Origin of the sequence: Streptomyces sp. NPDC048612 (genome assembly GCF_043199295.1) — a bacterium.
GTDB lineage: Bacteria > Actinomycetota > Actinomycetes > Streptomycetales > Streptomycetaceae > Streptomyces.
The window spans coordinates 16,961-40,455 of sequence record NZ_JBICVV010000028.1; the positions used below are offsets into that span (position 1 = coordinate 16,961).

Here is a 23,495-nt window from a genome sequence, read left to right on the forward strand (position 1 = left end):
CCGTGTCATTGCCGCTCCGGGCCGGCCCCACAGGGCGGCGGTCGCTTACTGCCCGCCTACCCTATGGGGGCCTCAACGACGGCGTGTCCAGCGACGCGCCGTGCTCAGACCCCCGTGGTGGCCGTCACAGCCTGGTCACCGCTCTTCGCGGCCTCCCGGACCGCACCCGCCACCGCGCCCGCGACCTTCTCGTTGAAGACGCTGGGGATGATGTAGTTCGGGTTGACCTCGTCCTCCAGGACGACGTCCGCGAGGGCGCCGGCCGCGGCCAGCATCATCTCGGTGTTCACCGTACGGGAGTGGGCGTCCAGGAGCCCGCGGAAGACGCCGGGGAACACCAGGACGTTGTTGATCTGGTTGGGGAAGTCGGAGCGGCCGGTGGCCACGACGGCGGCGGTCTGCCGGGCGACGGCCGGGTCGACCTCCGGGTCGGGGTTGGCGAGGGCGAACACGATCGCGCCGTCGGCCATCCGCGCGACATCGTCGCCGTCCAGGACGTTGGGCGCGGAGACGCCGATGAAGACGTCCGCGCCGACCACGGCCTCCTTGAGGGTGCCGGTGACGCCCTCGGGGTTGGTGTTGTCGGCGATCCAGCGCAGCGGCGAGTCCGGGTCGGCGTCGACCAGGTCGGTGCGGCCGGCGTGCACCACACCGTGGATGTCGGCGACGACGGCGTGCCGGACACCGGCCGCGATCAGCAGCTTGAGGATGGCGGTACCGGCCGCGCCGGCGCCGGACATCACGACCCGGACCTCCTCGGTCTTCTTGCCGACGACACGCAGCGCGTTGGTGAGCGCGGCGAGCACCACGATGGCGGTGCCGTGCTGGTCGTCGTGGAAGACCGGGATGTCCAGGGCCTCGCGCAGCCGCGCCTCGATCTCGAAGCAGCGGGGGGCGGAGATGTCCTCCAGGTTGATGCCGGCGAAGCCGGGGGCGATGGCCTTGACGATCTCCACGATGGCGTCGGTGTCCTGGGTGTCCAGGCACAGCGGCCAGGCGTCGATGCCGGCGAAGCGCTTGAAGAGGGCCGCCTTGCCCTCCATGACGGGCAGGGCGGCCTTGGGGCCGATGTTGCCGAGGCCGAGGACGGCGGAGCCGTCGGTGACCACCGCGACGCTGTTGCGCTTGATGGTCAGGCGGCGGGCGTCCTCGGGGTTGTCGGCGATGGCCTGGCAGACGCGGGCGACGCCGGGCGTGTAGATCATCGAGAGGTCGTCACGGTTGCGGATGGGGTGTTTCGACGACATCTCGATCTTGCCGCCGAGGTGCATCAGGAACGTACGGTCGGAGACCTTGCCCAGCGAGACGCCCTCGATGGTGCGCAGCTGCTGGACGATCTCGTCGGCGTGGGCCGTGGAGGTCGCCGCGATGGTGACGTCGATGCGGAGCTTCTCGTGTCCGGACGCAGTGACGTCGAGGCCGGTCACCGAGCCTCCGTGGGACTCGACGGCCGTGGTGAGCTGGGAGACCGCGGTTCCGCTCGCGGGCACCTCCAGCCGGACCGTCATCGAGTAGGAGACGCTGGGCGCCGTTGCCATGGCCGACTTCCTCTGCTTTCACTGTGTCGCTGGATTGCCGTCCGATCGTCGCACCTACCGTGGAGTACGCGGTAGCCAGCCGGAATTGCGAACTTTTTGTTCGCGGACGCCGAGGCGACTTCGGAAAGTGAATTCCACCATACGAGAAGCTGCAGGCACAGAAAAGAGGTCCACGTCACCGGGGTGACGTGGACCTCTTCCACTTCTAGCGGCACCGACCCGCCATGCTCGCCTCGCGGCAAGTGGTCGCTCGTAGCGACGATGGTTGGGCCCGGGGGCTTGGATCGAGCCGGTGCCGTCACCCAGGCTAACAAACCCTCCCCGGAAGCGAATCCCGTCCCGCGGGCCGGATTTCAAGACCCCCCGTACGGCGGCGCGGCCGCCCGGCGCGGGCCGCCGTACGGGTGCCGGCGGGCGCTCAGTCCCGCAGCAGGTCGGGCACTCCGGCCGCGTCCGGCTCGTCCCGGGCGGCGGACAGCACGGTCAGCTGCTGGGTGGCCCGGGTCAGCGCCACGTACAGCACCCGCAGTCCGGCCGGGGACTCGTCGGCGATCTCGGCGGGTGACACCACCAGCGTCGCGTCGTACTCCAGGCCCTTGGCCTCCAGGGAGCCCAGCGCCACCACCCGGTCGCCGAGCGGGGCCAGCCAACGGCGGGCCTGCGCACGGCGGTTCATGGCCACCACTACGCCGACCGTGCCGTCCACCTCGCCCAGCAGCCGTTCGGCCTCGGCGACCGTGGCCCGCTCCAGGGCGCCGTCGCCGGCGGGCCGGGCCCCGCCGTCCCCGGCCCCGTCCGCGAGCGCGAAGCGGGGTTCCAGGCCCGTGGAGCGGACCGCCCTCGGGGACGGCATGCCGGGCATCGCCAGTGCCAGTACCCGGGCGGCCAGTTCGGCGATCTCCGCGGGGTTGCGGTAGTTCACGGTGAGCGTGAAGCGGCGGCGCGGGCGGGTGCCGAGCGCCTCGTCGCGGGCCTCGGCGGCCTCGTCGGGGTCGGACCAGGAGGACTGCGCGGGGTCGCCGACGACGGTCCAGGTCGCGTGCCGGCCGCGGCGGCCGACCATCCGCCACTGCATCGGCGTCAGGTCCTGGGCCTCGTCGACGATGACATGGGCGTAGTCGGTGCGCTCCTCCTCCAGCCGTTCGCGGCGGCCGCGGCCGCCGCCGTTGCGGTCGCTGTAGGTGGTCAGCTCCTCCAGGCCGGTCAGGTGGTCCAGCGGATCGGCCTCGCGCGGGCGGGCCGGGCGCATCGGGGCGCCGAGGACCGTCTGCAGCTCGTCCAGCAGGGCGACGTCGTGCACCGACAGCGGGCCGTGCCCGGCGGGGTCCAGCCGCTGGAGCGAGCGGGCCAGTTGGCGTACCTCGCGCGGGTTGAGGAGGCGGCGCGCCCAGCGGCCGAGCAGGCGCTCGTCGGCCATGGCGGCCAGCACCCCGCGCGGGGTCAGCTCCGGCCACCAGGCGTCCAGGAACTCCTGGAAGTCGGTCTCGGTGGTGATGTCCTCGTCGAAGCCCTGGCGCGCCTCGGCGGCGAGTTCGGGGTCGGTGTAGCGGCGGGCGACGCCCGACTTGGTCCACAGGGCGTCCAGGATCAGCCGGCGGGCCCGGGGGCGCAGCAGGTTGACCGGTGCGGTGCCGCCGAGCGCGGACTGCCGGATGGCGCGCAGCTCGTCGGCGTCCAGCTCGATCCGGCCACCGAAGGCGACGACCCGCAGGTGGGCGGGCCGGGCGGCGGGCGCGGTCCGGGTGCGTCTGCGGCGGCCGCCGTTGGCGGGGGCCTCCCGGCCGGTGCCGTCCCCGGCGGCTTCGAAGAGGCCGTCCAGGGACAGCTGGGCGTCGCCGTCGCCGTTCCCGTTCGCCGTGGTGGCGGTCCGGCCGGTGTGCTCGGTACCGGGCGCCGCCAGTTCCAGCGCGCCGCGGGCCGCCTTGCGCAGCAGCTTCTGCATCCGCGACGAGCCCTTGACGCGGGCCACCGCAGGAGTGTCGTAGGCCCCCCCGTCACCCGGCCGCCGCCCCTCATCGAGGCCCTCCGGGCCGCCCCCGCTCGATGCCTCGGCGCCGTCCACGAGCGAGCCGAGCGCGCGGATGGCGACCTGGCCCTCCTCGCCCAGCGACGGCAGGACGCCCTCGGTGTACGCGACCAGCAGCGGGGTCGGGGAGACGATCAGGATGCCGCCCGCGTAGCGGCGGCGGTCCTGGTAGAGGAGGTAGGCGGCGCGGTGCAGGGCGACCGCGGTCTTGCCCGTGCCGGGCCCGCCCTCGACCTCGGTGACGGAGGCGGCGGGCGCCCGGATCACCTTGTCCTGCTCGGCCTGGATGGAGGAGACGATGTCCCGCATGGTGTGGCTGCGGGCCCGGCCCAGCGCGGCCATCAGCGCGCCGTCACCGATCGCCGGCAGCTCCTCGCCGTCGAGCGTCGCGGTGACCTCCGGGCGCATCAGGTCGTCCTCGACGCCGAGGACCTTACGGCCCTTGGAGCGGATCACGCGGCGGCGGACGACGCGGCCGGGGGCGACCGGGGTGGCCCGGTAGAAGGGGGCGGCGGCCGGTGCCCGCCAGTCGATGACCAGCGGGGAGTAGTCCGCGTCGAGGACTCCGAGGCGCCCGATGTGCAGGGTCTCGGCGATCGTGGCGCGGTTGTTCTCGATCGTGCCGTCGGCGGGTTCGACGGAGGTGTAGGCGCCGTCCGGGCCCTTCTTGCCGTCCTTGCCGAGGAGCAGGTCGATCCGGCCGAAGAGGAAGTCCTCGTACTCGGAGTTCAGCCGGTGGAGATGGACGCCGGCCTGGAAGACCTGGGCGTCGCGCTCGGCGAGCGCGCCGGGCGTGCCGACCTGGCCGCGCTTGGCGGCGTCGTCCATCAGGAACTCCGCCTCGTGGATCTTCTCCTCAAGGCGCCGGTAGACACGGTCCAGATGCGTCTGCTCGCCCGCGATCTCGCGGTCGCGAACGGAATCGGAAGCGTGATCCGGTGCGTGCGTGGCGTTGTGCGCGGCCACCCAGGCCCCCTTCTGCTGTGCGTAGGGCAGCCGTCAACCGTACGCGAACCGGGCACGGTGCGCACCTGGTGAAAGGGACAAAGATGGGCGAGTTTGGTCGGATGTTGACTCAGACGGCTACGCCGGGTGAGTCCGGAGGGGGTATCCGGTGGCGTTCCCGCACCGGGGTGCCACGGGGTGCCCGTGTCCGGGGCGCCGGTCCGGGTGCCCCGGGGACTCAGGCCTTGACCGTGGCCAGCCGCTTGCCGTCCAGCGTGCTGACCTCGAAGTGGTCGATGTCGCCGCGGTTGAGGGCCGCGCCGCCCGCCGCGTAGAGGGGCTCGCGGTTCCACTTCGCGGGGCTGCCGGGGATGCCGTAGCCGCCCTCGGGGACCGCCCAGGTGGTGACGGTCTGCCGCTTGCCGTCCTTGCCGACGGCGACCAGGTCGCAGGTCAGCGGCCCCTTGACGTTGGCGAGTTCCATGACGATCTGGGTGCCCCAGGGCTTGGCGGACATGGACACACCCGCCGAGACCTTGGTGTCGGGGTCGACGGAGGTCACCTTCTCGCCCGCGGCGTACTGGGCCCGGACGGCGTTCGCCAGCGGCGGCGCGGGCGCCTTGCCCCCGTCCCCCTTGAGGGCAAAGGTGGCGAGCGGCCCGCCGACGATCAGCACGACGGCCGCGGCCACCAGGAACAGTCGCCGCCGGGTACGGCCACGGCGGGTGGCACGGACCTCGCCGAGCAGCCCGTCCAGCATCCGGGGGCCGGGGGTGGCCGTGATCGTCTGCGGGGTGGGGGCGGACTGCTTGAACTCGGCGAGCGCCGGCGTCATCGCCATCAGCTCCTCCAGTTCGGCAGCGCACCGGTCGCAGCCGACGAGATGCGCCTCGAACCGGTCCGCGTCGGCGGCGTCCAGGACGCCCAGCACATAGGCGCCGACGTCGCTGTGCCGGTCCGGCTGCGTGGGCGGGATCACTCCGTCACTCCTCGTTCCTCGAGCGAGAGCTTCAGGGAGCGCAGCGCGTAGAACACCCGGGACCGCACGGTTCCGGCCGGCACGCGCAGCACCTCCGCTGCCTCGTTGACCGTACGTTCCTTGAAGTACGTCTCGACGAGGGCCTCTCGGTGGGCCTGGCTCAGGTCGCTCAGCGCCTCCGAGATCGTCATCAGGCGCAGCGCCCGGTCGATCACATCGGCGGCGGGCATGGTCTCCAGCGGGGTCGCGTCGACCTCTTGGGGCCGGGCCTTGCGGCTGCGGTGTCCGTCGATCACGATCCGCCGTGCGACGGTCACCAGCCAGGGCCGGATCGAGCCGGTCGCCCGCTGGAGCTGGTCCGCGTTGCGCCAGGCACGCACCAGCGTCTCCTGCACCACGTCCTCGGCGCGATGCCGGTCGCCCGCCACCAGCCGCAGGACGAAGGCGAGTAGCGGGCCCGCGTGTTCGTCATAGAGGGCTCGCATGAGCTCCTCTTCAGGTGTCGTCCTGTCTGCCACGACGGCATCCTTACGCACTCCAACTCCCGGGTCGATAGCCCAGATCGCCCAAGATCGACGGGGACCCTGCCATGAATCGGACTTGCGGTGAGGAGTACGGACGGGCCGGGCGGGGCGTTCAGCGTCCGGCGGAATATTTCTCCGCGGTGGTGACGGGGTCCTCGGCGGCGCCCCGGAACTGCTCCCGGCGCACCGTCGTCCGCCGCCGGTGCCGTGCCACCCGCTCCCGGTTGCCGCACACTTCGCTGGAGCACCAACGGCGGCGCCGGCCCCGCGAGGTGTCCAGGTAGACCAGGGTGCAGCTCTCCCCCTCGCACTGCCGCAGCTGGCCGCGCGCGACCGGGTCGGTGAGCAGCCCGATCGCGTCCCGGGCCACCGCGGCCAGCAGCCCGGCACACTCGGGCGGGCCGGGCAGGGCGCGGACCAGGGTGCCGTCGGCGGCGCGGACGACGCGGGGCGCGGGCGGCTGCCCGGCGGCGGCCGCGGAGTTGAGCAGCGCGAGATCGGCCTCGGCGGCCCGCCCGCGCAGCTCGTCGTGCACCACCCGGAGCAGGAGGTCCCGCAGCCCGCGGAAGCCGCCGAGCCAGCGGCCGTCGACACCGTCCAGCGGGGTGCCGGGCGGCACCAGGCCCGCGCCGGTCAGCCAGGCCCGCAAGTGGTCCGGGCCGGTGAGGCGTTCGGCGGCGCCGTCGGCGGTGGCCGCCAGGTCCAGGCAGATCCGCCCGCAGTCGAACCGCAGGCCGCAAGGCGCCGCCATGTTCCTGTCACTCCTTAGGGGCCGGACGTGTGTGCTCCCAGAGTGCCCGGCCCGCGGTCCGGCCGGAACCCTCCGGAGGCGGCCGCTCCGCACACCCAGGCCACCTGAACACCCTGTGTAGACTCCGTGTGTATACAGCTCATGTATAGTCCCCGGCACGGCGCTCCGCGGGCCGCCCGCACCGGTCCGCCGCATGCTGGGGGCAGGCCCCTGTCCACCGGGCCGGCCCCGTACCTCAGCCCCTCCAGGACGAAGGTCTCCATGTCGCGCAAGTCACTGCTCACGAACCGCGCCGGCCTCCCCCACAAGGTCGGCTACGCGCTCCGCCACCCGGACCGGATCACCCCGTACGTCCGGCGGGCCGCCCGCGACACCTGGCTGCGCCTCCGGCACCCCGGCCACGTCGCGTACTACCGGGCGGTGATGGCCTCCGACGCCGCCCGCGACCCCGAGGCCGCGGTGGGCAGCCGCAGCCATGACCGCTGGCTGGCGCTGGGCGAGATGCAGTTCGACTACCTGACCGGGCACGGCCTCCAGCCCGGCCACCGGATGCTGGACATCGGCTGCGGCAACCTGCGCGCCGGCTGGCGCTTCATCGCCTATCTGGAGCCCGGCCACTACTACGGCATCGACATCTCACCGGACATCCTGATCTCCGCGAAGCGGACCCTGGCCACCTACGAACTCCAGGACAAGCTGCCGCACCTGACCCTCACCCAGGACCTGAAGCTGGACTTCCTGCCGTCCGCGCACTTCGACGTCGTCCACGCGCACAGCGTCTTCTCGCACTCACCGCTCGCCGTCATCGACGAGTGCCTCGCCCATGTCGGCCGGATTCTGGCCCCCGGCGGCTTCTTCGACTTCACCTTCGACCGCACCGAGGGCGCCGAACACCAGGTGCTGCGCGAGGACTTCTACTACCGCACCGAGACCCTGCTGCAACTGGCCCGCAAGCACGGCCTGGCGGCGCGCTTCATGGACGACTGGGAGAAGCTCCCGCACGGCCAGTCCAAGATCCGCGTCAGCAAACCGGAGTAGGCCGGAGCGGCCCGAGCGGCCCGAGCGGCCCGGGGCGGCGGAGCCCCGGCCTCCGGACCCGCCGCGCCCTGGCCGCGGGCCCGTACTCCCCCACTCCCCTACTCCCCGCCGTACTTGTCCGTCTCCGCATGCGGGTCCAACGACAGCCGGTAGCCGCGCTTGACGACCGTCTGGATCAGCTTGGGGGCGCCCAGCGCCACCCGCAGCCGGGCCATCGCGGTCTCCACCGCGTGCTCGTCCCGGCCCGCGCCGGGCAGCGCGCGCAGCAGGTCCGCACGGGAGACCACCCAGCCCGGACGCCGGGCCAGCGCACGCAGCAACCCCATCCCGGCCGGCGGCACCGGCCGCAGCACCCCGTCCAGCACGACCGCGTGCCCACGGATCTCCAGCCGCCGCCCGGCCACCGGCAACACCCGTGCCCGGCCCGGCAGTTCACGGCACAGCACCTGCACCAGCGGCCCGAGCCGGAAGCGCTCCGGCTGGAGCGTGGGCACGTCCTCCGCCTCCAGCGGCACCGCCGTCACCGGCCCCACGCACACCGGCAGCACCTCCTGCCGCAGCGCCGTCAGCACCTCGTCGCGGATACCGCGCTCCCCGGCCCGGCGCAGCAGCGAGGCGGCGGCGGGCGCGCTGGTGAAGGTCACCGCGTCCAGCCCGCGCCCGGTCACCGCGTCCAGCAGCCGGTCGACCGGCCCGATGTCCTCCGGCGGCATCCAGCGGTAGACGGGGACGCCGACGACCTCGGCGCCGTCCGCCCGCAGCGCCTCCACGAACCCCGGCAGCGGCTCCCCGTGCAGCTGGAGGGCCACCCGCCGCCCGGCGACGCCCTCCGCCAGCAGCCGGTCCAGCACCTCGGCCATCGACTCGGAGGCCGGTGACCACTTCTCGGTCAGCCCGGCGGCCCGGATCGCGCCGCGCACCTTCGGCCCGCGCGCCAGCAGCTCCACCCCGGCCAGCCGCTCCAGCAGCGCCTCACCCAGTCCCCAGCCCTCCGCCGCCTCGACCCAGCCGCGGAAGCCGATGGCAGTCGTGGCCACGACGATGTCCGGTGCGTGGTCGATCAGATCCCGGGTCACCGCGAGCAGTTCGGTGTCATCGGGCAGCGGCACGATCCGCAGGGCGGGGGCGTGCAGCACCTGCGCGCCGCGGCGTTCCAGCAGCGCGCCCAGCTCCTCCGCCCGCCGGGCCGCGGTCACCCCGACGGTGAACCCGTCCAGCGGCCGGACGGCCGGCGCCGGTCCCGGCTCGGCTCCCGCCGCCGGTGCCGTACGCTCCCGCTCGCCGTGCTCCTGCTGCTGCTCGTACATGGTCGTCCCGCTCCGCCCAGAGTGGTGTGGTGCCCTGTGCTGGAGCACCGCCGCGGCTCGGGCGGCACTCCGTGCCAAGAGGCCAGCGTGCCAACGGCACGTGACAGCTCCGGTCCTCCCATATTTCCCCGTCGTTACGCCGCTCCGCACGCCCACCCCCGTGCGCCCGGCCGCGCGGACCGGGACCGGGCGGGCCCCAACGGGCGCGAGGGCGGCTCACACCTCCGCGTACACGGGCCGCCGCCCCTCCTCCGCCGGTGCCGCCTCCCCCGCCCGCGCCGTCCGCCGCGCGCGGGCCGCAGGCCGGAGGTATACGGCCCAGGTCACCGCCCCGCACACCACGTAGCACCCGAGGAAGGACACAAACGCCGGGGTGCCCGACCCCGCCGTCAGGAACGACTGCCGGAACGCGAGGTTGATGACCAGCCCGCCGAGCGCGCCCACCGCCCCGATCAGCCCCATCGCCGCCCCCGACAGCCGCCGCCCGTAGGCCGCGGCCTCCTCCCCCGCCAGCCCGCGCCGCTCCGCCTGGGCCTGGAAGATCCCCGGGATCATCTTGTACGTGGAGCCGTTGCCGAGCCCCGACAGCACGAACAGCGCGATGAACCCGACGAGGAACACCGGCAGCGACCGCACCACCGACGCATAAACGACGACCCCGGTGGCCAGCCCCATCGCCGCGAAGTTGCCCAGGGTGATCCGGGCACCCCCGAACCGGTCCGCCAGCCGCCCGCCGACCGGCCGGATCAGCGACCCCAGCAGCGGCCCGGCGAAGGTCAGCGACGCCGCCTGCAGCGGGGTGCGCGCGAACTGGTTCTGCAGCACCAGCCCGAAGGCGAAGCTGTAGCCGATGAACGACCCGAAGGTGCCGAGGTAGAGCAGCGACATCACCCAGGTGTGCGGCTCCCTGGCGGCGGCGAGGGCCGCCCCGGTGTCGTTCGTCACCGGCGCGAGGTTGTCCATGAACAGCGCCGCGCACACCGCCGCGACCACGATCAGCGGCACATAGACGGCCAGCACGATCCGCGGATGCGCGGCCCCCGCGGTGCCGATCACCAGCAGCCCCAGCAGCTGGATCACCGGCACCCCGATGTTCCCGCCCCCGGCGTTCATCCCCAGCGCCCACCCCTTCTTCCGCAGCGGATAGAAGGAGTTGATGTTGGTCATCGACGAGGCGAAGTTCCCGCCGCCGACCCCCGCCAGCGCCGCGACCAGCAAGAACGTGCTGTACGAGGTCCCCGGCTCCATCACCACCGCCGCCACCGCGGTCGGCACCAGCAGCGTCACCGCGCTGATCACCGTCCAGTTGCGCCCGCCGAACCGCGCCACCGCGAAGGTGTACGGCACCCGCAGCACCCCGCCCACCAGCGTCGGCACCGCCACCAGGAAGAACTTCTCGGCCGGCGCGATCCCGTACTCCGGCCCCATGAACAGCACCATCACCGACCACAGGCTCCACACGGAGAACCCGATGTGCTCGGACAGCACGGAGAACACCAGGTTCCGCCGCGCGATCCGCTCCCCCGTCTCCCGCCAGAACCCCTCGTCCTCCGGGTCCCAGCGCTCGATCCACCGGCCGCCCCTCCGCTCCGTGCTCTCACTACGGGTCTCTGCTGCCGCGGCCGTCATCGCGCCTCCCAGGGGTCGGGTCCTGCACACCGACGCTAGGGAGAGCGGGTTTCCGTACCGTGCCGCCCGGTGACGCGTACGAAACCTTGCGCTCACCGGGCACAGCGGGTGCGGGTGAGGCCGCACGGCCGCACGTGCGGAGGCGATCCGCGCATTCCCCCGGCGACGGTCGCACTGCGTAACTATGCTGCCGCGCCATGCGGGCCCGTACTCCCGGTGAGTACGGGTCCACGCACGGTCACGGACGTCCGGTCAGGGGGAGTGGAAGGCCATGCAGCAGCCAAAGAAGCCCAAGAAGCGGCACTCCGCAGCGATGGAAGTCATCGGTGCACAACTCGCGATGTACCGCCTCAAAGCCGGGTTCACCCAGCACAGCCTCAGCGAACGGACCACCGCCTCCGAAGAGACCATCGCCTCCGTCGAGCAGGGAAGGCGCGCCCTGATGCCGCACCTGGCCTTGGAGTTCGATCAACTCCTGAACACCGGTGGCGCGTTGGCGATGGGGGTGACGAAGCTGCCGCCGAAGGACAAGTACCCGATCTGGGCGGAGGAGTTCATCGACTATGAGAAGGAGGCCCTTTCGCTCTCCTGGTACGAGCAGGGAGTCCTCCCGGGCCTGCTCCAGACCGAGCGCTACGCACGCGCCACGTTCCGCAGCAAGATTCCGCATGTCGACGAGGCGACCGTGGAGCGGCGGGTTACGGCACGACTAGAACGCCAGCAGATTCTGCACAAAGACGATCCCGTCATCGCCAGCTTCATCTTTTCGGAGGCCGTCGTGGTGAGCAAACTCGGGGGCCGGGAGGTCATGCGGGATCAGATTTCCCACCTGCGCACCTGCGCTGAACTCGACGGGGTCTCACTTCAGATCCTGCCGCTGAGCCGTGAGCATCACGCCGGTCTCAACGGTCCGTTCGTACTGCTGGAAACCCTGGATCACCAGCACCTGGCCTACACAGAGGCACAACGCAGCAGCGTGCTGATTTCGGACCCGGAGGAGGTCAGCATCCTCGCTCAGAAGTATGGAATGCTGCGAATGCAGGCCCTGGACGCAGAGGAAAGCATGGGCCTGCTGGACCGGCTGCTAGGAGAGCGATGACCCACCTGACATGGTTCAAGTCGAGCTACAGCGGCGACGAGGGCGGCGCCTGCATCGAGGTAGCCGCCCACCCCGCCACCATCCACGTCCGTGACTCCAAGGACCCCGAGGGCCCGCACCTCGACTTCGCGCCGGGGGCCTGGGCGGCGTTCACCTCGTTCGCGGCACGTACCACCACCGCCGCCGCCCCAACCGCCCCGTAACAGCCCTACTCGGCCGCTTCCCGGGGCGCGCCCATCCAGATCGTGTCGGCGCAGATGTTCATCCGCAGCCGCTTGCCCCTCTCGTCCCGGGCCACGACCGCGTGTCCGGAGTCGTCGTGCGGTGCGGACACCACGGCGGTGTCGTTCATGACGGCCACCGGCTCGTTCAGCGAGGAGCCTCGGGGGCAGTCCCGGTAGCGCAGACCGGCCGTGACCTTGCCGCCGCGCGGCAGGTCTATCGGGAGGGCCCGGCCGTGCCCGCGGGCGTCGGACTGCGGCCCCTTCCCGAGGTGGACCGCGAAGGCCGGGAAACCGCGGAACACACAGGGGTCGGTGCCCTTGTTGACGACGGACAGCCGGGCGTCGCGGTGCTCGGCGCGCGGCTGCTTCTTGAGGACGGTGACCTTCCAGCGCAGGCCCTTGGTGGTGCAGTTGGCGTGCAGTGCCGCCATCCGCGGTGAGCCGCAGCCGGTCAGGGCCAGGCCCGCGGTGACGGTCAAGGTCAGCGCGGCAGCCCCCGCCGCGAGAAGTGAACGCCGTCGCACGGCCGATCCCCCAGTTCGTTGCACAGACGATTCCCTGCCGTTAAGGAAAGTTTTCGCGGGCTTCCGGTTGCCTGTGGATGATCAATTTCTGCGACGGTCCGCGCGGCGGCGGGTCGTCACCCGTGGACGCCCATCACCCGCGCGTCCGCCTCCGGGAGCCACCACGCGTCCGCGGGCGGCGCCAGCCAGGCGTGCCGTTCGCTCAGGTCCCGTGCGGCCGTCCGCAAGGCATCCAGCCCCGGATGCCGCAGCCCGCGCCGCCACACCAGGGACACCGGCGACAACGGTACGGGGTCCACGAGCGGCCGCAGCACCATCCCCGGCACCTCCATGAACTCCACGCTCGCCAGCACCGACCAGCCCCGCTTGCGCACCACCCGGACGAACTCCTGCGAGCCCTCGATCTCCGGGAACGGCGCGGCGGTCGCGATCCCGCGCCCCGCGAAGAGCCGTTCGGCCAGGTCCGTCCACTCCACGGTCTGCGGATTGCCGGCCGCCGCATAGAGCGTCTCGCCCGCCAGCTCCGCCAACGGGACGGCGGGCCGGGTGGCCAGCGGATGACCGTCGCGCAGCAGGACCGCCATCGGCTCCAGCCGCACCGGCTGATGGTCGAGACCGTCCCGTACGGCGGGCGGCAGCGCCGCGATCCGGCCGAAGGAGACATCGAGCCGTCCGGCCGCCATCTCGGCCGCCGCGCCCGTCAGCCCGCTGTGGAAGCGGGCGACCAGCTCACAGCTGTCCGGCACCCGGTCCCTGGCCGCCTCCAGCACCCCGTGGGCGGTGCCGATCGGCACGCTCACGTCGACCAGCAGCGGCCGCTCCGGGGCGGTCCGGAACGCGGCGGCCAGTTCGTCCTGCGCGGTCAACACCCGCCGCGCGTACGGCAGCAGCCGCTCCCCGTCGGCCGTCAGCACGACCCGGCGGGTGCTCCGGACGAACAGCGGGGCGCCCAACTCCCGCTCCAGCCGCCGGATGTCGCGGCTCAGCGCCTGCTGGGCGACGTACAGCCGGGCGGCGGCCCGGGTGAAGTGCAGCTCCTCGGCGACGGCGGTGAACGCCCGCAGCAGTCGCGGATCGATGTCGTACGGCACCGGCCCATCCTGGCAGGACCGGTGCGGCCGACCACCCTCACCCCATTGACAACACAGCCGCGTGAATGGGCGCTGACCAGGTGTTGGACGGGTGCGGGGAGGCGCGACGACCGTAGAGGGCATGATCCTCTTCCTCGCCGCCCGCCCGGTCACGTCCCCCACTCTCGGCTCCGCTCGACCGGGGGGACCCCCATCGCCCGTACGCCCGGCCCCGCGCCGCCGCCGCGCCCGGCGCCGCCCGCTCGCGCCCTACCGGCGGATCTTCGCCGCCCCCGGCGCCCGCGCCTTCACGGCCGCCAACCTCCTGGCCCGGCTGCCCATGGGGATGCTCAGTGTCAGCGCGGTCCTGATGATCGCCGGGTCGCGCGGCTCCTACGCACTCGCCGGGGCGGTCACCGCGACCGGACTGGCGGCGACGGCACTGGTGGGCCCGTGGACCGCCCGGCTGATCGACCGCCACGGGCAGTCCCGCATCGCGGTCCCGGCCACCGCGCTCGCCGCCCTCGGTTCGCTCGCGCTGCTGCTCTGCGTCCACTACGGCGCACCCGACTGGACCCTCTTCGCCGCGTACGCCGCCACCGCGACCACCCCCAACACCGGCGGGATGTCCCGCGCCCGCTGGGCACACCTCTTCCGCGACGACCCGGCCGCCCGGCACACCGCCAACTCCTTCGAACAGGCCGCCGACGAGCTGTGTTTCCTGCTCGGACCGGTGCTCGCCACGCTGCTGTGCACCGGCCTCTTCCCGGAGGCGGGCACGGCGGTGGGCGCGGCACTGCTGCTGACCGGGGTGCTGCTCTTCACGGCCCAGCGCCGCACCGAGCCCCCCGTCGCCGCCCGCACCACGGCCCACGCCGCCACCCGCTCCCCGCTGCGCCGCCCCGGCGTCCCGCCGCTGCTGCTCACCTTCCTCTGCACCGGCGCGGTCTTCGGCTCCCTGGAGGTGGTCACCCTCGCCTACGCCGACGCCCACGGCCTCCGCTCCGCCGGGGGCGCCCTGCTGGCCCTCCAGGCGGCCGGGTCCGGCGCGGCCGGGCTGCTCCACGGCCTGCTGCGGCCGGCGGACAGCCCCGGCCGCCGCTTCCTGGCCTGCACCGCGGTGATGGCGGCCCTGATGCTGCTCCCGCCGCTCGCCGCCGCGACGGGCGGCCCGGCGGCCCTGGCCGGCGCGCTCCTCCTCGCCGGCATGGCGACCGCGCCGACCATGGTCACCGGCATGGGCCTCGTCCAGTCACGGACACCGCACGATCAGCTGAACGAGGGCATGACACTCGCCGTGACCGCGCTGCTCGGCGGCATCGCGGCCGGATCGGCAAGCGGGGGCTGGGCGGTCGAGCACCTGTCGGCCGCCGGGGGCGCGGCCTACGGGGCGCCCGTGGCGGCGGCCGCCCTCGCCCTGGCCATCACCCTGCTCACCAGCCTCCGGGCTCTGCCCACACGCCGCCGGCGGCCGCTGCCGTGAAACGACTCAGGCCCCGCACGTCCTCGGGACGTACAGGGCCTGGGCCTCACATGGGATGAGTGGAGATGGCGGGAATCGAACCCGCGTCCAACGGTGCGGAATCAGGGCTTCTCCGAGTGCAGTTCGCTGCGATTTTCTCGGCCCCGGAGATCACGCGAACAAGTCTCCGACGGGCCCAGCCACTGTTTGATTTCCTTCTACACCCCGTGACCGGGTCTAGAAGTTTAGTCCCCTAGCTGATGCCAGGTTCCGGGTCGGGAACAGCCCCGGGCTGACACTTCGCAAGTCGCTACTTAGGCAGCGAGGGCGAAGGAATCGCGCTTGGTGTTGGCGATTATTGGTTGCGACATATGGTTAACGAGATCATTGCCGCTTCCTCGACTCGCTTCCCCTGCTTCGACATCCGCTGTCGAAACCGATCATCCCCATGTTGATTTATCAAGGTGGTGCCTGCGCCCCTCGTGGGGTGCGCAGCCATCGTACGGGAACAACGCCCGCCGTTGCCAGCGTATTCCCGCAAGGCCCGGCCGGGCCGGGCCCCGTCGGGGCAGATCAGGCCCGCTGCCGCCGCCGGGCCGCCGAGATCGCCCGGTCCGTCTCACGGCGGTCCTGCTGCTCGCGGAGCGTCTGCCGCTTGTCGTACTCCTTCTTGCCCTTGGCCAGCGCGATCTCCACCTTGGCCCGGCCGTCCTTGAAATAGAGGGCCAGCGGCACGATGGTGTGGCCCGACTCCTGGCTCTTGGACTCCAGCTTGTCGATCTCGGCCCGGTGCATCAGCAGCTTCCGCTTGCGCCGCGCACTGTGGTTCGTCCAGGTGCCCTGGGCGTATTCCGGAATATGTACGTTGTGCAGCCAGGCCTCGTTGTTGTCGATCTGGACGAAACCGTCCACCAGCGACGCCCGGCCCTGCCGCAGCGACTTCACCTCGGTGCCGGACAGCACCAGACCACACTCGTAGGTGTCCAGAATGTGGTAGTCGTGCCGCGCCTTCTTGTGCTGCGCCACGAGCTTGCGCCCGGAATCCTTGTCCTTGCCCTTGTCCTTAGCCATAGTGCGGCCATTTTCGCACTAAGACCCGCCCCCGAGGCCACTCAATACCGTGCGGGCCCGCTTCTCCGCCCCGCGCTCCACGACCAGGTCGGGGGTGAGGCCGGAGTCGTCCACGGTCCGGCCGGAGGGGGTGCGGTAGTGGCCGACGGTCAGCTCGGCGACCGAGCCGTCCGGCAGCTCGCTGGGCATCTGCACCGCGCCCTTGCCGAACGTCGGGGAACCCACCACGACCGCCCGGCCCCGGTCCTGGAGGGCGCCGGCCAGCAGCTCGGCGGCGCTCATCGTGCCCCCGTCGACGAGGACGACCAGCGGGACACGGGTGTTCCCGCCGCGCTCCGCGTACAGGGCACGCTGGCTGCCGCGTACGTCGTACGTCGCGACCAGGCCGCCGTCCAGGAAGGCGGAGGCGGTGGCGACCGCCTCGGTGACCAGGCCGCCGGTGTTGCCCCGCAGGTCCAGCAGCATGCCGTGGTGCGGGGAGGCCCGGCGCACCGCGCGGCGGACCTCGTCCCCGGTGCCCTTGGTGAACGCGGAGATCCTGACGCGGGCCGGGCCGTGGGCACCGGACGGCCGGTCGACGACGACATTGCGGGATCTGAGCCGGGTGCGGTGCAGGGTCTCGGTCCAGCGGCGGTCGCCGCGCTGGAGGTCCAGGGTCACCGGGCTGCCGGCCGCGGCCGCGCCACGGGAGCCGTCGGCGGCGGCACCGCGCAGCCGGGCGACGACCTCGGTGACCGGGACGTGCCGGGTGGGGTGGCCGTCGACGGCGCGCAGCCGGTCGCCCACCGCGACCCCGGCCCGCGCGGCGGGGCCGCCGGGCTGGACCCGGGACACCTCGGTCCGGCCGCCGGCCGCCTGCCGTACCCAGAGCCCGACGCCGACGTAGCCGCCGCCCAACTGCTCCTGGAAGTCCTCGTACTGGCCCGGCGTGTAGATCGCCGACCAGCGGTCGCCGCTGCGGCTGACGACCTCGGCGGCCGCCTGCGCACCGGACTTGCCGTCCTCGACGGCTTCGGAGGCGGCCCGCTCGACGGCGGCGCGGTCCGCGAGGGCGGACTGCCGGGCCTTCGCTCCGGCGGACGTACGGTCCGGGGCGGCGTGCCCCGGACCGCCCTCCGCCGCATCGCTCCAGGTGCCGGTCACCACGCCGGCGGCGAGCACGCTGGTGAGGAACAACGTCAGGGCCGCCCCGCGGCGAATGCGGCGGGGCCGGTCGTACGAACACGGGCCCGACATGCCGGTGAGTCTAGGGGACAAAAGGGCGCCGTACGGCGAGTTGACCGTACGGCGCCCCTTGGCAAAGCTCACACCTTGAGGTACTTGCGCAACGCGAAGAACGCGGCGAGCGCGGGCATCAGCAGCCCGATCAGAAGGACCAGCGGAAGCACCGCCGCCACCGAGTCCCAGCCGATGAAGTTGACCACCTGGATCTTCTTCGCCAGCCAGTTGTTGATGAGGGCGTACTTGCCGCCGACCAGCAGCACACAGGCGAAGGCCGCGCCCAGCAGCCCCGCGATGGCGGCCTCCAGGATGAACGGCATCTGGATGTAGAAGCTGGACGCTCCCACCAGCCGCATGATCCCGGTCTCCCGGCGCCTGCTGAACGCCGACACCCGTACGGTGTTGACGATCAGCATCAGCGCAACGACCAGCATCAGCGCCATCACGACTATCGCGGCGATGTTCATGCCGTTGAGGAGGTTGAACAGGGGCTCGACGGTGTCCCGTTGGTCCTGTACCTCCATGACGCCGGGCCGCTCGGAGAACGCCGACTTGATCACGGTGTACTTCGTCGGGTCCTTGAGCTTGACGCGGAAGGACTCCGGAAGCTGGTCGGGCGTGACCAGCCCGGCCACCGGGGTGTCGCCGAACTGCTCCTTGTAGTGCTTGTACGCCTGGTCGCTGGACTCGTACACCACCGGCTTCTGGACGATCGGCAGCCGGTCCAGCTCCGCCTTGATGTCGTCCTTCTGCTGCTGGGTGGCCGCGCCCTTGGCGCAGTTGGCGCCGGTGTCGGCGTCGTTCTTGTTGCAGAAGAAGATGGAGACGTTGACCTTGTCGTACCAGTAGCCCTTCATGGTGCTGACCTGGTCGCGCATCAGCAGCGAGGCGCCGAACAGACCGAGCGAGAGGGCTACGGAGACGATGACGGCGAACGTCATCGTGAGGTTTCGGCGGAGACCGACGCCGATCTCCGACAGGACGAACTGGGCGCGCATGGCGTCCTTTCAGTACTGGGGGCCGTACACGCTTAGTGCTGGTAGCCGTACACGCCGCGCGACTGGTCGCGTACGAGCCGGCCCTTCTCTAGTTCCATGACCCGCTTGCGCATCTGGTCGACGATCTGCTGGTCGTGGGTGGCCATGACCACCGTCGTACCGGTCCGGTTGATCCGGTCCAGCAGCTTCATGATGCCGACCGAGGTCTGCGGGTCGAGGTTGCCGGTGGGCTCGTCCGCGATGAGCAGCATCGGGCGGTTGACGAACGCCCGCGCGATGGCGACGCGCTGCTGCTCACCACCGGAGAGCTCACCCGGCATACGGTCCTCTTTGCCGCCGAGGCCGACGAGTTCGAGGACCTCGGGAACCGTCTTGCGGATCTGGCCGCGCGGCTTGCCGATGACCTCCAGGGCGAAGGCGACGTTCTCCCCCACGGTCTTGTTGGGGAGTAGCCGGAAGTCCTGGAAGACCGTCCCCACCTGGCGCCGCATCTGCGGGACCTTCCAGTTGGAGAGCTTGCCGAGGTCCTTGCCCAGAACGTGCACGTGGCCATGGCTGGCCCGCTCCTCCCGCAGCAGCAGCCGCAGGAAGGTGGACTTGCCGGAGCCCGAGGAGCCCACCAGGAAGACGAACTCGCCGCGCTCGATCTCGAGGGAGACATCCCTGAGTGCAGGACGGTTCTGCTTCGGGTAGGTCTTGGAGACGTTGTCGAATCGGATCACTGATGCACCACGGTCGACCTGGATAGGGGTACGGGTTGCCGAGTTGCGGCTCCCGTCGGTGTGCGTGACCATACGCGAACCTCGCAGGGCGGTGCAGTCCCGTGGGGGGTTGGTCCGTTTATTCACGGGACCTACGGGACAAAAAGCGCACAATCCCGCGGGGCGCGCCGTTCCGGCGAGGAGCTGGCACAGTGGAGGAGGGAACCAATGTGCCTTCCGGCGCGTTGGTGCTGTGGAGAAGGAGGTCGCATGACGTACGACCGACTGGTGTGCGCCAACTGCGCGGCCCCTGTGAGCGAGGGCCGCTGCCCCGTGTGCCGGGCCAGCAGGGAACGGCTCCAGCAGCAAGCGGGCGGTATGTTCGCCCAGCTCAGCCCAGCGATTCTGGTGGCGCTGATGATCGTTCTGCTCGCGGTGGGCGTACTGCTCCACCAGACCGTCTGAGACCGGTCACGAGGCTTGCCCGGCGCCCGGAGCGCGGACGCCGAGGGGCCCGGGACGCAGTGGCGTCCCGGGCCCCTTTTACCGCTTCAGCGCCTGGCGTCAGGCGGCCGCGGCGCCGCCCTTGTTGATCAGACGGGGCAGCATACGGAAGCCCACACCGCCCGCGATCATCGTGGCCGCACCGATGAGCAGGAAGGTGGTGCCGGAGGAACCGGTCTCCGCCAGCTCGCCGCCCTTGGCCTGCTGCTTCGCCTGGCCGGGGGTGTCAGCGATCTGCTCCTTGCCCTGACCGGGCTGCTCGACCGGCTCGGAGCCCTCGTTGTCGGGGCCGGTGCCGGTGTCGCCGATGGAGCTGCCACCGTCGCTGGTGCCGCCGGAGTTGCCGGTGCCGCCGGAGTTCTGGTCACCGGTGGTGCCGGTGCCGCCGGTGTTGCCGGTGCCGCCGTCGGTGCCGGTGCCACCGTCAGTGCCGGTACCACCGTCAGTGCCAGTGCCACCGTCAGTGCCGGTACCACCGTCAGTGCCGGTACCACCGTCAGTGCCGGTACCACCGTCAGTGCCGGTACCACCGTCAGTGCCGGTACCACCGTCGGTGCCAGTGCCACCGTCAGCGGTGCCGCCGTCGGTCGTGCCACCGTCGTCGGTGCCGGCGATGCCGCCGGAGCTGTCCTCGCCGCCGATGCCGCCGGAGCTGTCCTCGCCGCCGATCTCGCCGCCGGTGCTGTCGTCGCCGCCGACCTGGCCGACGGTCTCGCCGCCGTCGGTGGCGCCGATGGTGTCGCCACCGGACTCGCCACCGGAGTCGCCGCCGCCGATGACCCCGCCGAGAATGCCGCCGATGATGCCGCCGTCCTGGCCCGGGTTCTCACCCGGGCTGGCCGCGGAAGCCGCGCCGGCCGCGGTGAGCGACGCACCGGCCGCGATCACCGCGCCGGCCGCAATGCGCGCTACGCGCAGCCGCGTCTTCTTCGTCATGTACTGCTACCCCCAGTAGCTGAACTCGTCATTGGAGCACCGTTGCACGGGGCGGCGGGCCGATGGGGGTGCACGAGTTCCGGCTCCGCACCATGGGCGGGCCGCTCGATTCCCCCGTTCACACACGCGCCCCAGACATACGCATGCCGCGCTCAGCCTTCCCAGTTCGGTGACTATCGTCAAGGTCGATTAAAGGCTGGATGCCCGAATTACCAAGCGTTGGGCGGTACATGGACATACGACTGTGACCAAACCCCCACAGCAAAAACAACTGCCTCCACGAGGGAGGCAGTTGTTTCACGTACGGAAGGGGTGTCCCCGTTACTTCTCCTGCTGCTTGCGCCAGCGGATTCCGGCTTCCAGGAAGCCGTCGATGTCGCCGTCCAGAACGGCGCTGGGGTTTCCGACCTCGAATTCGGTCCGCAGGTCCTTGACCATCTGATAGGGGTGCAGGACGTACGAACGCATCTGATTGCCCCAGGAATTGCCGCCGTCGCCCTTGAGCGCGTCCATCTTCGCCTGCTCCTCCTGGCGGCGGCGCTCAAGGAGCTTGGCCTGGAGGACGTTCATCGCGGTCGCCTTGTTCTGGATCTGCGAGCGCTCGTTCTGGCAGGAGACCACGATGCCGGTGGGGATGTGCGTCAGCCGGACCGCGGAGTCGGTGGTGTTGACGCCCTGGCCGCCGGGGCCGGAGGAGCGGTAGACATCCACCCGCAGCTCGGACTCGTCGATCTCGATGTGGTCGGTCTTCTCGACGACGGGCAGCACCTCGACACCGGCGAACGACGTCTGGCGGCGGCCCTGGTTGTCGAACGGCGAGATACGCACCAGGCGGTGCGTGCCCTGCTCGACGGAGAGCGTGCCGTAGGCGTACGGCACCTGCACGGAGAAGGTGGTCGACTTGATGCCGGCCTCTTCCGCGTACGAGGTCTCGTAGAGCTCGGTCTTGTAGCCGTGCCGCTCGGCCCAGCGCAGGTACATCCGCTGCAGCTTCTCGGCGAAGTCGGCGGCGTCCACGCCACCGGCCTCGGCACGGATGTTGACGACCGCCTCACGGGAGTCGTACTCGCCGGACAGGAGGGTGCGGACCTCCAGCTCGTCGACCGCCTTGCGGACGGCGGTCAGCTCGGTCTCGGCCTCGGCGCGCGCGTCCTCGTCGCCCTCGGCCTCGGCCAGCTCGAAGAGCACCTCGACGTCGTCGACCCGGCTGCGCAGGTCTTCCGCCTTGCGCAGCTGGCCCTGAAGGTAGGACAGCCGACTGGTGATCTTCTGTGCGTTCTCCGGGTCGTCCCACAGGGACGGCGCCGCGGCCTGCTCCTCGAGCACGGCGACATCGGCCCTCATCTTGTCGAGGTCCAGGACGGCCTCGATCGACCCCATGGTCGAGGAGAGGGACTTCAGCTCTTCGGATACATCGACGACTGCCACGCACCCAGCCTAACGGCTACCGCCGCCGACGTGACCCGGCCCCGGCGGGCCGGACCCGCCGGGCGCCGCACCCGCCGGGTCCACGGCCGCCGGGGCTCCGGCCCGCGTGCGCCCGGGGCGCGTCACGGAGTGTCGGGTTCCGACTGGTGCACGCCCGGTGTGCCGTCGCCCGGCTCGTCCTCGCCCGAGGCCAGCCAGCCGCCCAGACCGGCCGCCACGAGCGCGGCGGCGGCCGCCGCGCTCAGCCTGATCCGGCGGCGGCGCACCGTCTCCTGGGACGCGCGGTGCCGGGCCGAGCCCGCCCGGCGCTCACCGGCGGCGCGCGGGGTGCGGGCGGTGCCGTGGGCGCCGCCCGCCAGCTCGTCCGGGCCCGGGACGCGCATGCTGGTGTGCGTCTCCCGGTTGGAGTCCGGGACCGCGCCCTGGACCAGGGGGACCGCGCCGCGCGGCGGGGTGGCCTCGGCCGGCGCCGCCGACGGGTGGAACGCCTCCTCGTGGGCCCCGGCGGCCTCCTGCTCGCCCTCCGGCTCGTCGTCGTCCGGCTCGTCGATGTCCAGCGGCGGCATGCCCACCAGACCGGGCAGCAGCTCCCGCAGCCGGGCGGCCAGCTCCGGGGCCCGCAGCCGGGACGCCGGGGCCTTGGCCAGGCACTGGAGCAGCAGCTGCCACAGCTCGTCGGGGATGCCCGGCAGCGGCGCCACGCTCTCGGTCACATGCCGGCGCAGCACCGCCCCGGGGTGCCCGCCCCCGAAGGGCGTGAACCCGGCGAGCAGCTCGTACAGGACGGTCGCCAGCGCGTACACGTCCACGGAGGCGCGCGGCGGCAGCCCCTCGATGATCTCCGGGGCGAGGTAGTCGGGGGTGCCGATGACCTTGGTCGCCTTGGTGCGGCGCGGGGAGTCGACGAGCCGGGCGATACCGAAGTCGGTGAGCAGCGCGGGGTGCGCGCCACCGGGGCCGAGCGGGCCCTGCATGTCCAGCAGCACGTTCTCGGGCTTCACGTCGCGGTGCACGATGCGGGCGGCGTGCGCGGCGGCGAGCCCGTCGGCCACGTCGGCGACGATCGCGACGGCGGCCTCCGGGGCCAGCCGGCGCTCGCGCTCCAGACGGGTGCGCAGGTCGGTGCCCCGTACCAGCTCCATGACGAGCGCCAGGTCGTTGCCGTCGACGACCAGGTCACGGACACCGACCACACGGGGGTGGTCCAGGCCCAGCAGGGCGGCCCGCTCCTGGACGAAGCGGCCGACGAGCTCCTGGTCGGACGCCAGCTCCTCACGCAACAGCTTGATGGCCACGGCCCCTTCGGGACCCTCGCCCAGCCATACCGTGCCGGCACTGCCGCGTCCCAGGATCTGGTGGGCGGTGTACCGGCTGCCGATCTTCCGTGCCAAGACTGCTCCGACGTGTCGGGCCCCCGAGCGTCCTGCGGGGGCTGAGGTTGGCGTCAAAGCTACGCGGATGCCAGGGGGTTCAATGCCCCGGACGGTGGCAACCTTCACTTCTGTGAGCGAAATTCTCCG

At 72.0% G+C, this 23,495-nt stretch carries 21 protein-coding genes and 1 other RNA gene; 5 read left to right on the plus strand and 17 right to left on the minus strand.

The features are described 5' to 3' along the window. Positions 1 to 104 precede the first annotated feature (104 nt). From ACGFN2_RS31210 to ACGFN2_RS31230, 5 genes are all read right to left on the minus strand, one after another. Positions 105 to 1,538, minus strand: coding sequence for an NAD-dependent malic enzyme (locus tag ACGFN2_RS31210; RefSeq protein WP_393365984.1), 1,434 nt, complete (start codon positions 1,536 to 1,538; stop codon positions 105 to 107). 418 nt (positions 1,539 to 1,956) lie between these two features. Next, positions 1,957 to 4,530, minus strand: a complete 2,574-nt coding sequence (locus ACGFN2_RS31215) for a HelD family protein (RefSeq protein ID WP_393365986.1) — start codon at positions 4,528 to 4,530, stop codon at positions 1,957 to 1,959. Between the two features lie 217 nt (positions 4,531 to 4,747). After that, entirely contained in the window at positions 4,748 to 5,488 is a 741-nt protein-coding gene (locus ACGFN2_RS31220) for a zf-HC2 domain-containing protein (protein WP_362608617.1), read from the minus strand. Further along, on the minus strand, positions 5,485 to 6,024 hold the full coding sequence (locus tag ACGFN2_RS31225) for a sigma-70 family RNA polymerase sigma factor (RefSeq protein ID WP_362608618.1): 540 nt from the start codon (positions 6,022 to 6,024) through the stop codon (positions 5,485 to 5,487). The genes ACGFN2_RS31220 and ACGFN2_RS31225 overlap by 4 nt, the downstream gene beginning before the upstream one ends. A gap of 100 nt (positions 6,025 to 6,124) precedes the next feature. Then, positions 6,125 to 6,763: a CGNR zinc finger domain-containing protein gene (locus ACGFN2_RS31230; RefSeq protein WP_393365989.1), complete on the minus strand. Its 639-nt coding sequence runs from the start codon at positions 6,761 to 6,763 to the stop codon at positions 6,125 to 6,127. Positions 6,764 to 7,024: 261 nt separating this feature from the next. Between ACGFN2_RS31230 and ACGFN2_RS31235 the strand changes: the two genes are divergently transcribed. Then, positions 7,025 to 7,801 carry a class I SAM-dependent methyltransferase gene (locus ACGFN2_RS31235; protein ID WP_393365991.1) on the plus strand — a complete coding sequence of 259 codons (777 nt, stop codon included), beginning with the start codon at positions 7,025 to 7,027 and terminating at the stop codon, positions 7,799 to 7,801. Between the two features lie 98 nt (positions 7,802 to 7,899). Here the strand turns inward: ACGFN2_RS31235 and ACGFN2_RS31240 are convergent, their stop codons facing one another. Next, a complete protein-coding gene (locus ACGFN2_RS31240) occupies positions 7,900 to 9,108 on the minus strand; it encodes a uroporphyrinogen-III synthase (protein ID WP_362608624.1) in 1,209 nt (402 codons plus the stop codon). A gap of 216 nt (positions 9,109 to 9,324) precedes the next feature. Continuing rightward, positions 9,325 to 10,737: a nitrate/nitrite transporter gene (locus tag ACGFN2_RS31245; RefSeq protein ID WP_393365994.1), complete on the minus strand. Its 1,413-nt coding sequence runs from the start codon at positions 10,735 to 10,737 to the stop codon at positions 9,325 to 9,327. 271 nt (positions 10,738 to 11,008) lie between these two features. On the opposite strand from ACGFN2_RS31245, the gene ACGFN2_RS31250 reads away from it, so the two are divergent. Together ACGFN2_RS31250 and ACGFN2_RS31255 are read left to right on the plus strand one after the other, a co-directional pair. Further along, on the plus strand, positions 11,009 to 11,836 hold the full coding sequence (locus ACGFN2_RS31250) for a Scr1 family TA system antitoxin-like transcriptional regulator (protein WP_393365996.1): 828 nt from the start codon (positions 11,009 to 11,011) through the stop codon (positions 11,834 to 11,836). Beyond that, the gene (locus tag ACGFN2_RS31255; protein ID WP_393365998.1) at positions 11,833 to 12,039 is read left to right on the plus strand and encodes a DUF397 domain-containing protein; all 207 of its coding nucleotides are present in this window, start codon (positions 11,833 to 11,835) and stop codon (positions 12,037 to 12,039) included. The genes ACGFN2_RS31250 and ACGFN2_RS31255 overlap by 4 nt, the downstream gene beginning before the upstream one ends. A gap of 5 nt (positions 12,040 to 12,044) precedes the next feature. On the opposite strand, the gene ACGFN2_RS31260 is transcribed toward ACGFN2_RS31255, so the two are convergent. Then, complete coding sequence (locus ACGFN2_RS31260) at positions 12,045 to 12,584, minus strand: DUF4232 domain-containing protein (RefSeq protein WP_393366000.1); 540 nt, start codon at positions 12,582 to 12,584, stop codon at positions 12,045 to 12,047. 116 nt (positions 12,585 to 12,700) lie between these two features. Further along, positions 12,701 to 13,675, minus strand: a complete 975-nt coding sequence (locus ACGFN2_RS31265) for a LysR family transcriptional regulator (protein WP_393366002.1) — start codon at positions 13,673 to 13,675, stop codon at positions 12,701 to 12,703. A 121-nt stretch (positions 13,676 to 13,796) separates the two neighbouring features. On the opposite strand from ACGFN2_RS31265, the gene ACGFN2_RS31270 reads away from it, so the two are divergent. Further along, positions 13,797 to 15,137, plus strand: coding sequence for an MFS transporter (locus ACGFN2_RS31270; protein ID WP_393366004.1), 1,341 nt, complete (start codon positions 13,797 to 13,799; stop codon positions 15,135 to 15,137). Positions 15,138 to 15,194: 57 nt separating this feature from the next. On the opposite strand, the gene ssrA is transcribed toward ACGFN2_RS31270, so the two are convergent. The 5 genes from ssrA to ftsE all read right to left on the minus strand — a co-directional run bounded on the left by ssrA (position 15,195) and on the right by ftsE (position 19,128). Beyond that, positions 15,195 to 15,564: a transfer-messenger RNA gene (gene ssrA / locus ACGFN2_RS31275) on the minus strand. 125 nt (positions 15,565 to 15,689) lie between these two features. After that, positions 15,690 to 16,187 carry an SsrA-binding protein SmpB gene (smpB, locus tag ACGFN2_RS31280; RefSeq protein WP_362608636.1) on the minus strand — a complete coding sequence of 166 codons (498 nt, stop codon included), beginning with the start codon at positions 16,185 to 16,187 and terminating at the stop codon, positions 15,690 to 15,692. A gap of 18 nt (positions 16,188 to 16,205) precedes the next feature. Beyond that, a complete protein-coding gene (locus ACGFN2_RS31285; protein WP_393366006.1) occupies positions 16,206 to 17,423 on the minus strand; it encodes a S41 family peptidase in 1,218 nt (405 codons plus the stop codon). Between the two features lie 68 nt (positions 17,424 to 17,491). Next, a complete protein-coding gene (gene ftsX, locus ACGFN2_RS31290; protein WP_362608639.1) occupies positions 17,492 to 18,406 on the minus strand; it encodes a permease-like cell division protein FtsX in 915 nt (304 codons plus the stop codon). A 32-nt stretch (positions 18,407 to 18,438) separates the two neighbouring features. After that, a complete protein-coding gene (gene ftsE / locus ACGFN2_RS31295) occupies positions 18,439 to 19,128 on the minus strand; it encodes a cell division ATP-binding protein FtsE (RefSeq protein ID WP_018091242.1) in 690 nt (229 codons plus the stop codon). A 249-nt stretch (positions 19,129 to 19,377) separates the two neighbouring features. On the opposite strand from ftsE, the gene ACGFN2_RS31300 reads away from it, so the two are divergent. Then, positions 19,378 to 19,572, plus strand: a complete 195-nt coding sequence (locus tag ACGFN2_RS31300; RefSeq protein ID WP_362608641.1) for a hypothetical protein — start codon at positions 19,378 to 19,380, stop codon at positions 19,570 to 19,572. 99 nt (positions 19,573 to 19,671) lie between these two features. Here the strand turns inward: ACGFN2_RS31300 and ACGFN2_RS31305 are convergent, their stop codons facing one another. The 3 genes from ACGFN2_RS31305 to ACGFN2_RS31315 form a co-directional block, all read right to left on the minus strand. Further along, positions 19,672 to 20,547 (minus strand): LPXTG cell wall anchor domain-containing protein, encoded by an 876-nt coding sequence (locus ACGFN2_RS31305; protein ID WP_362608642.1) that lies wholly within the window; start codon positions 20,545 to 20,547, stop codon positions 19,672 to 19,674. A gap of 321 nt (positions 20,548 to 20,868) precedes the next feature. Continuing rightward, the gene (gene prfB / locus ACGFN2_RS31310) at positions 20,869 to 21,975 is read right to left on the minus strand and encodes a peptide chain release factor 2 (protein WP_362608644.1); all 1,107 of its coding nucleotides are present in this window, start codon (positions 21,973 to 21,975) and stop codon (positions 20,869 to 20,871) included. Positions 21,976 to 22,097: 122 nt separating this feature from the next. Next, complete coding sequence (locus ACGFN2_RS31315) at positions 22,098 to 23,366, minus strand: serine/threonine-protein kinase (RefSeq protein WP_362608645.1); 1,269 nt, start codon at positions 23,364 to 23,366, stop codon at positions 22,098 to 22,100. Positions 23,367 to 23,495: the final 129 nt, after the last annotated feature.

Excerpts from the sequence above, each read along its gene's own strand:
- ACGFN2_RS31255 (WP_393365998.1), top strand. The coding sequence starts at position 11,833 with ATGACCCACCTGACATGGTTCAAGTCGAGCTACAGCGGCGACGAGGGC.
- ACGFN2_RS31285 (WP_393366006.1), bottom strand. The coding sequence starts at position 17,423 with ATGTCGGGCCCGTGTTCGTACGACCGGCCCCGCCGCATTCGCCGCGGG.
- ACGFN2_RS31230 (WP_393365989.1), bottom strand. The coding sequence starts at position 6,763 with ATGGCGGCGCCTTGCGGCCTGCGGTTCGACTGCGGGCGGATCTGCCTG.
- ACGFN2_RS31270 (WP_393366004.1), top strand. The coding sequence starts at position 13,797 with ATGATCCTCTTCCTCGCCGCCCGCCCGGTCACGTCCCCCACTCTCGGC.
- ACGFN2_RS31305 (WP_362608642.1), bottom strand. The coding sequence starts at position 20,547 with ATGACGAAGAAGACGCGGCTGCGCGTAGCGCGCATTGCGGCCGGCGCG.
- ftsX (WP_362608639.1), bottom strand. The coding sequence starts at position 18,406 with ATGCGCGCCCAGTTCGTCCTGTCGGAGATCGGCGTCGGTCTCCGCCGA.
- ACGFN2_RS31235 (WP_393365991.1), top strand. The coding sequence starts at position 7,025 with ATGTCGCGCAAGTCACTGCTCACGAACCGCGCCGGCCTCCCCCACAAG.
- ACGFN2_RS31240 (WP_362608624.1), bottom strand. The coding sequence starts at position 9,108 with ATGTACGAGCAGCAGCAGGAGCACGGCGAGCGGGAGCGTACGGCACCG.
- ACGFN2_RS31250 (WP_393365996.1), top strand. The coding sequence starts at position 11,009 with ATGCAGCAGCCAAAGAAGCCCAAGAAGCGGCACTCCGCAGCGATGGAA.
- ACGFN2_RS31245 (WP_393365994.1), bottom strand. The coding sequence starts at position 10,737 with ATGACGGCCGCGGCAGCAGAGACCCGTAGTGAGAGCACGGAGCGGAGG.
- ACGFN2_RS31300 (WP_362608641.1), top strand. The coding sequence starts at position 19,378 with ATGACGTACGACCGACTGGTGTGCGCCAACTGCGCGGCCCCTGTGAGC.
- ACGFN2_RS31210 (WP_393365984.1), bottom strand. The coding sequence starts at position 1,538 with ATGGCAACGGCGCCCAGCGTCTCCTACTCGATGACGGTCCGGCTGGAG.
- smpB (WP_362608636.1), bottom strand. The coding sequence starts at position 16,187 with ATGGCTAAGGACAAGGGCAAGGACAAGGATTCCGGGCGCAAGCTCGTG.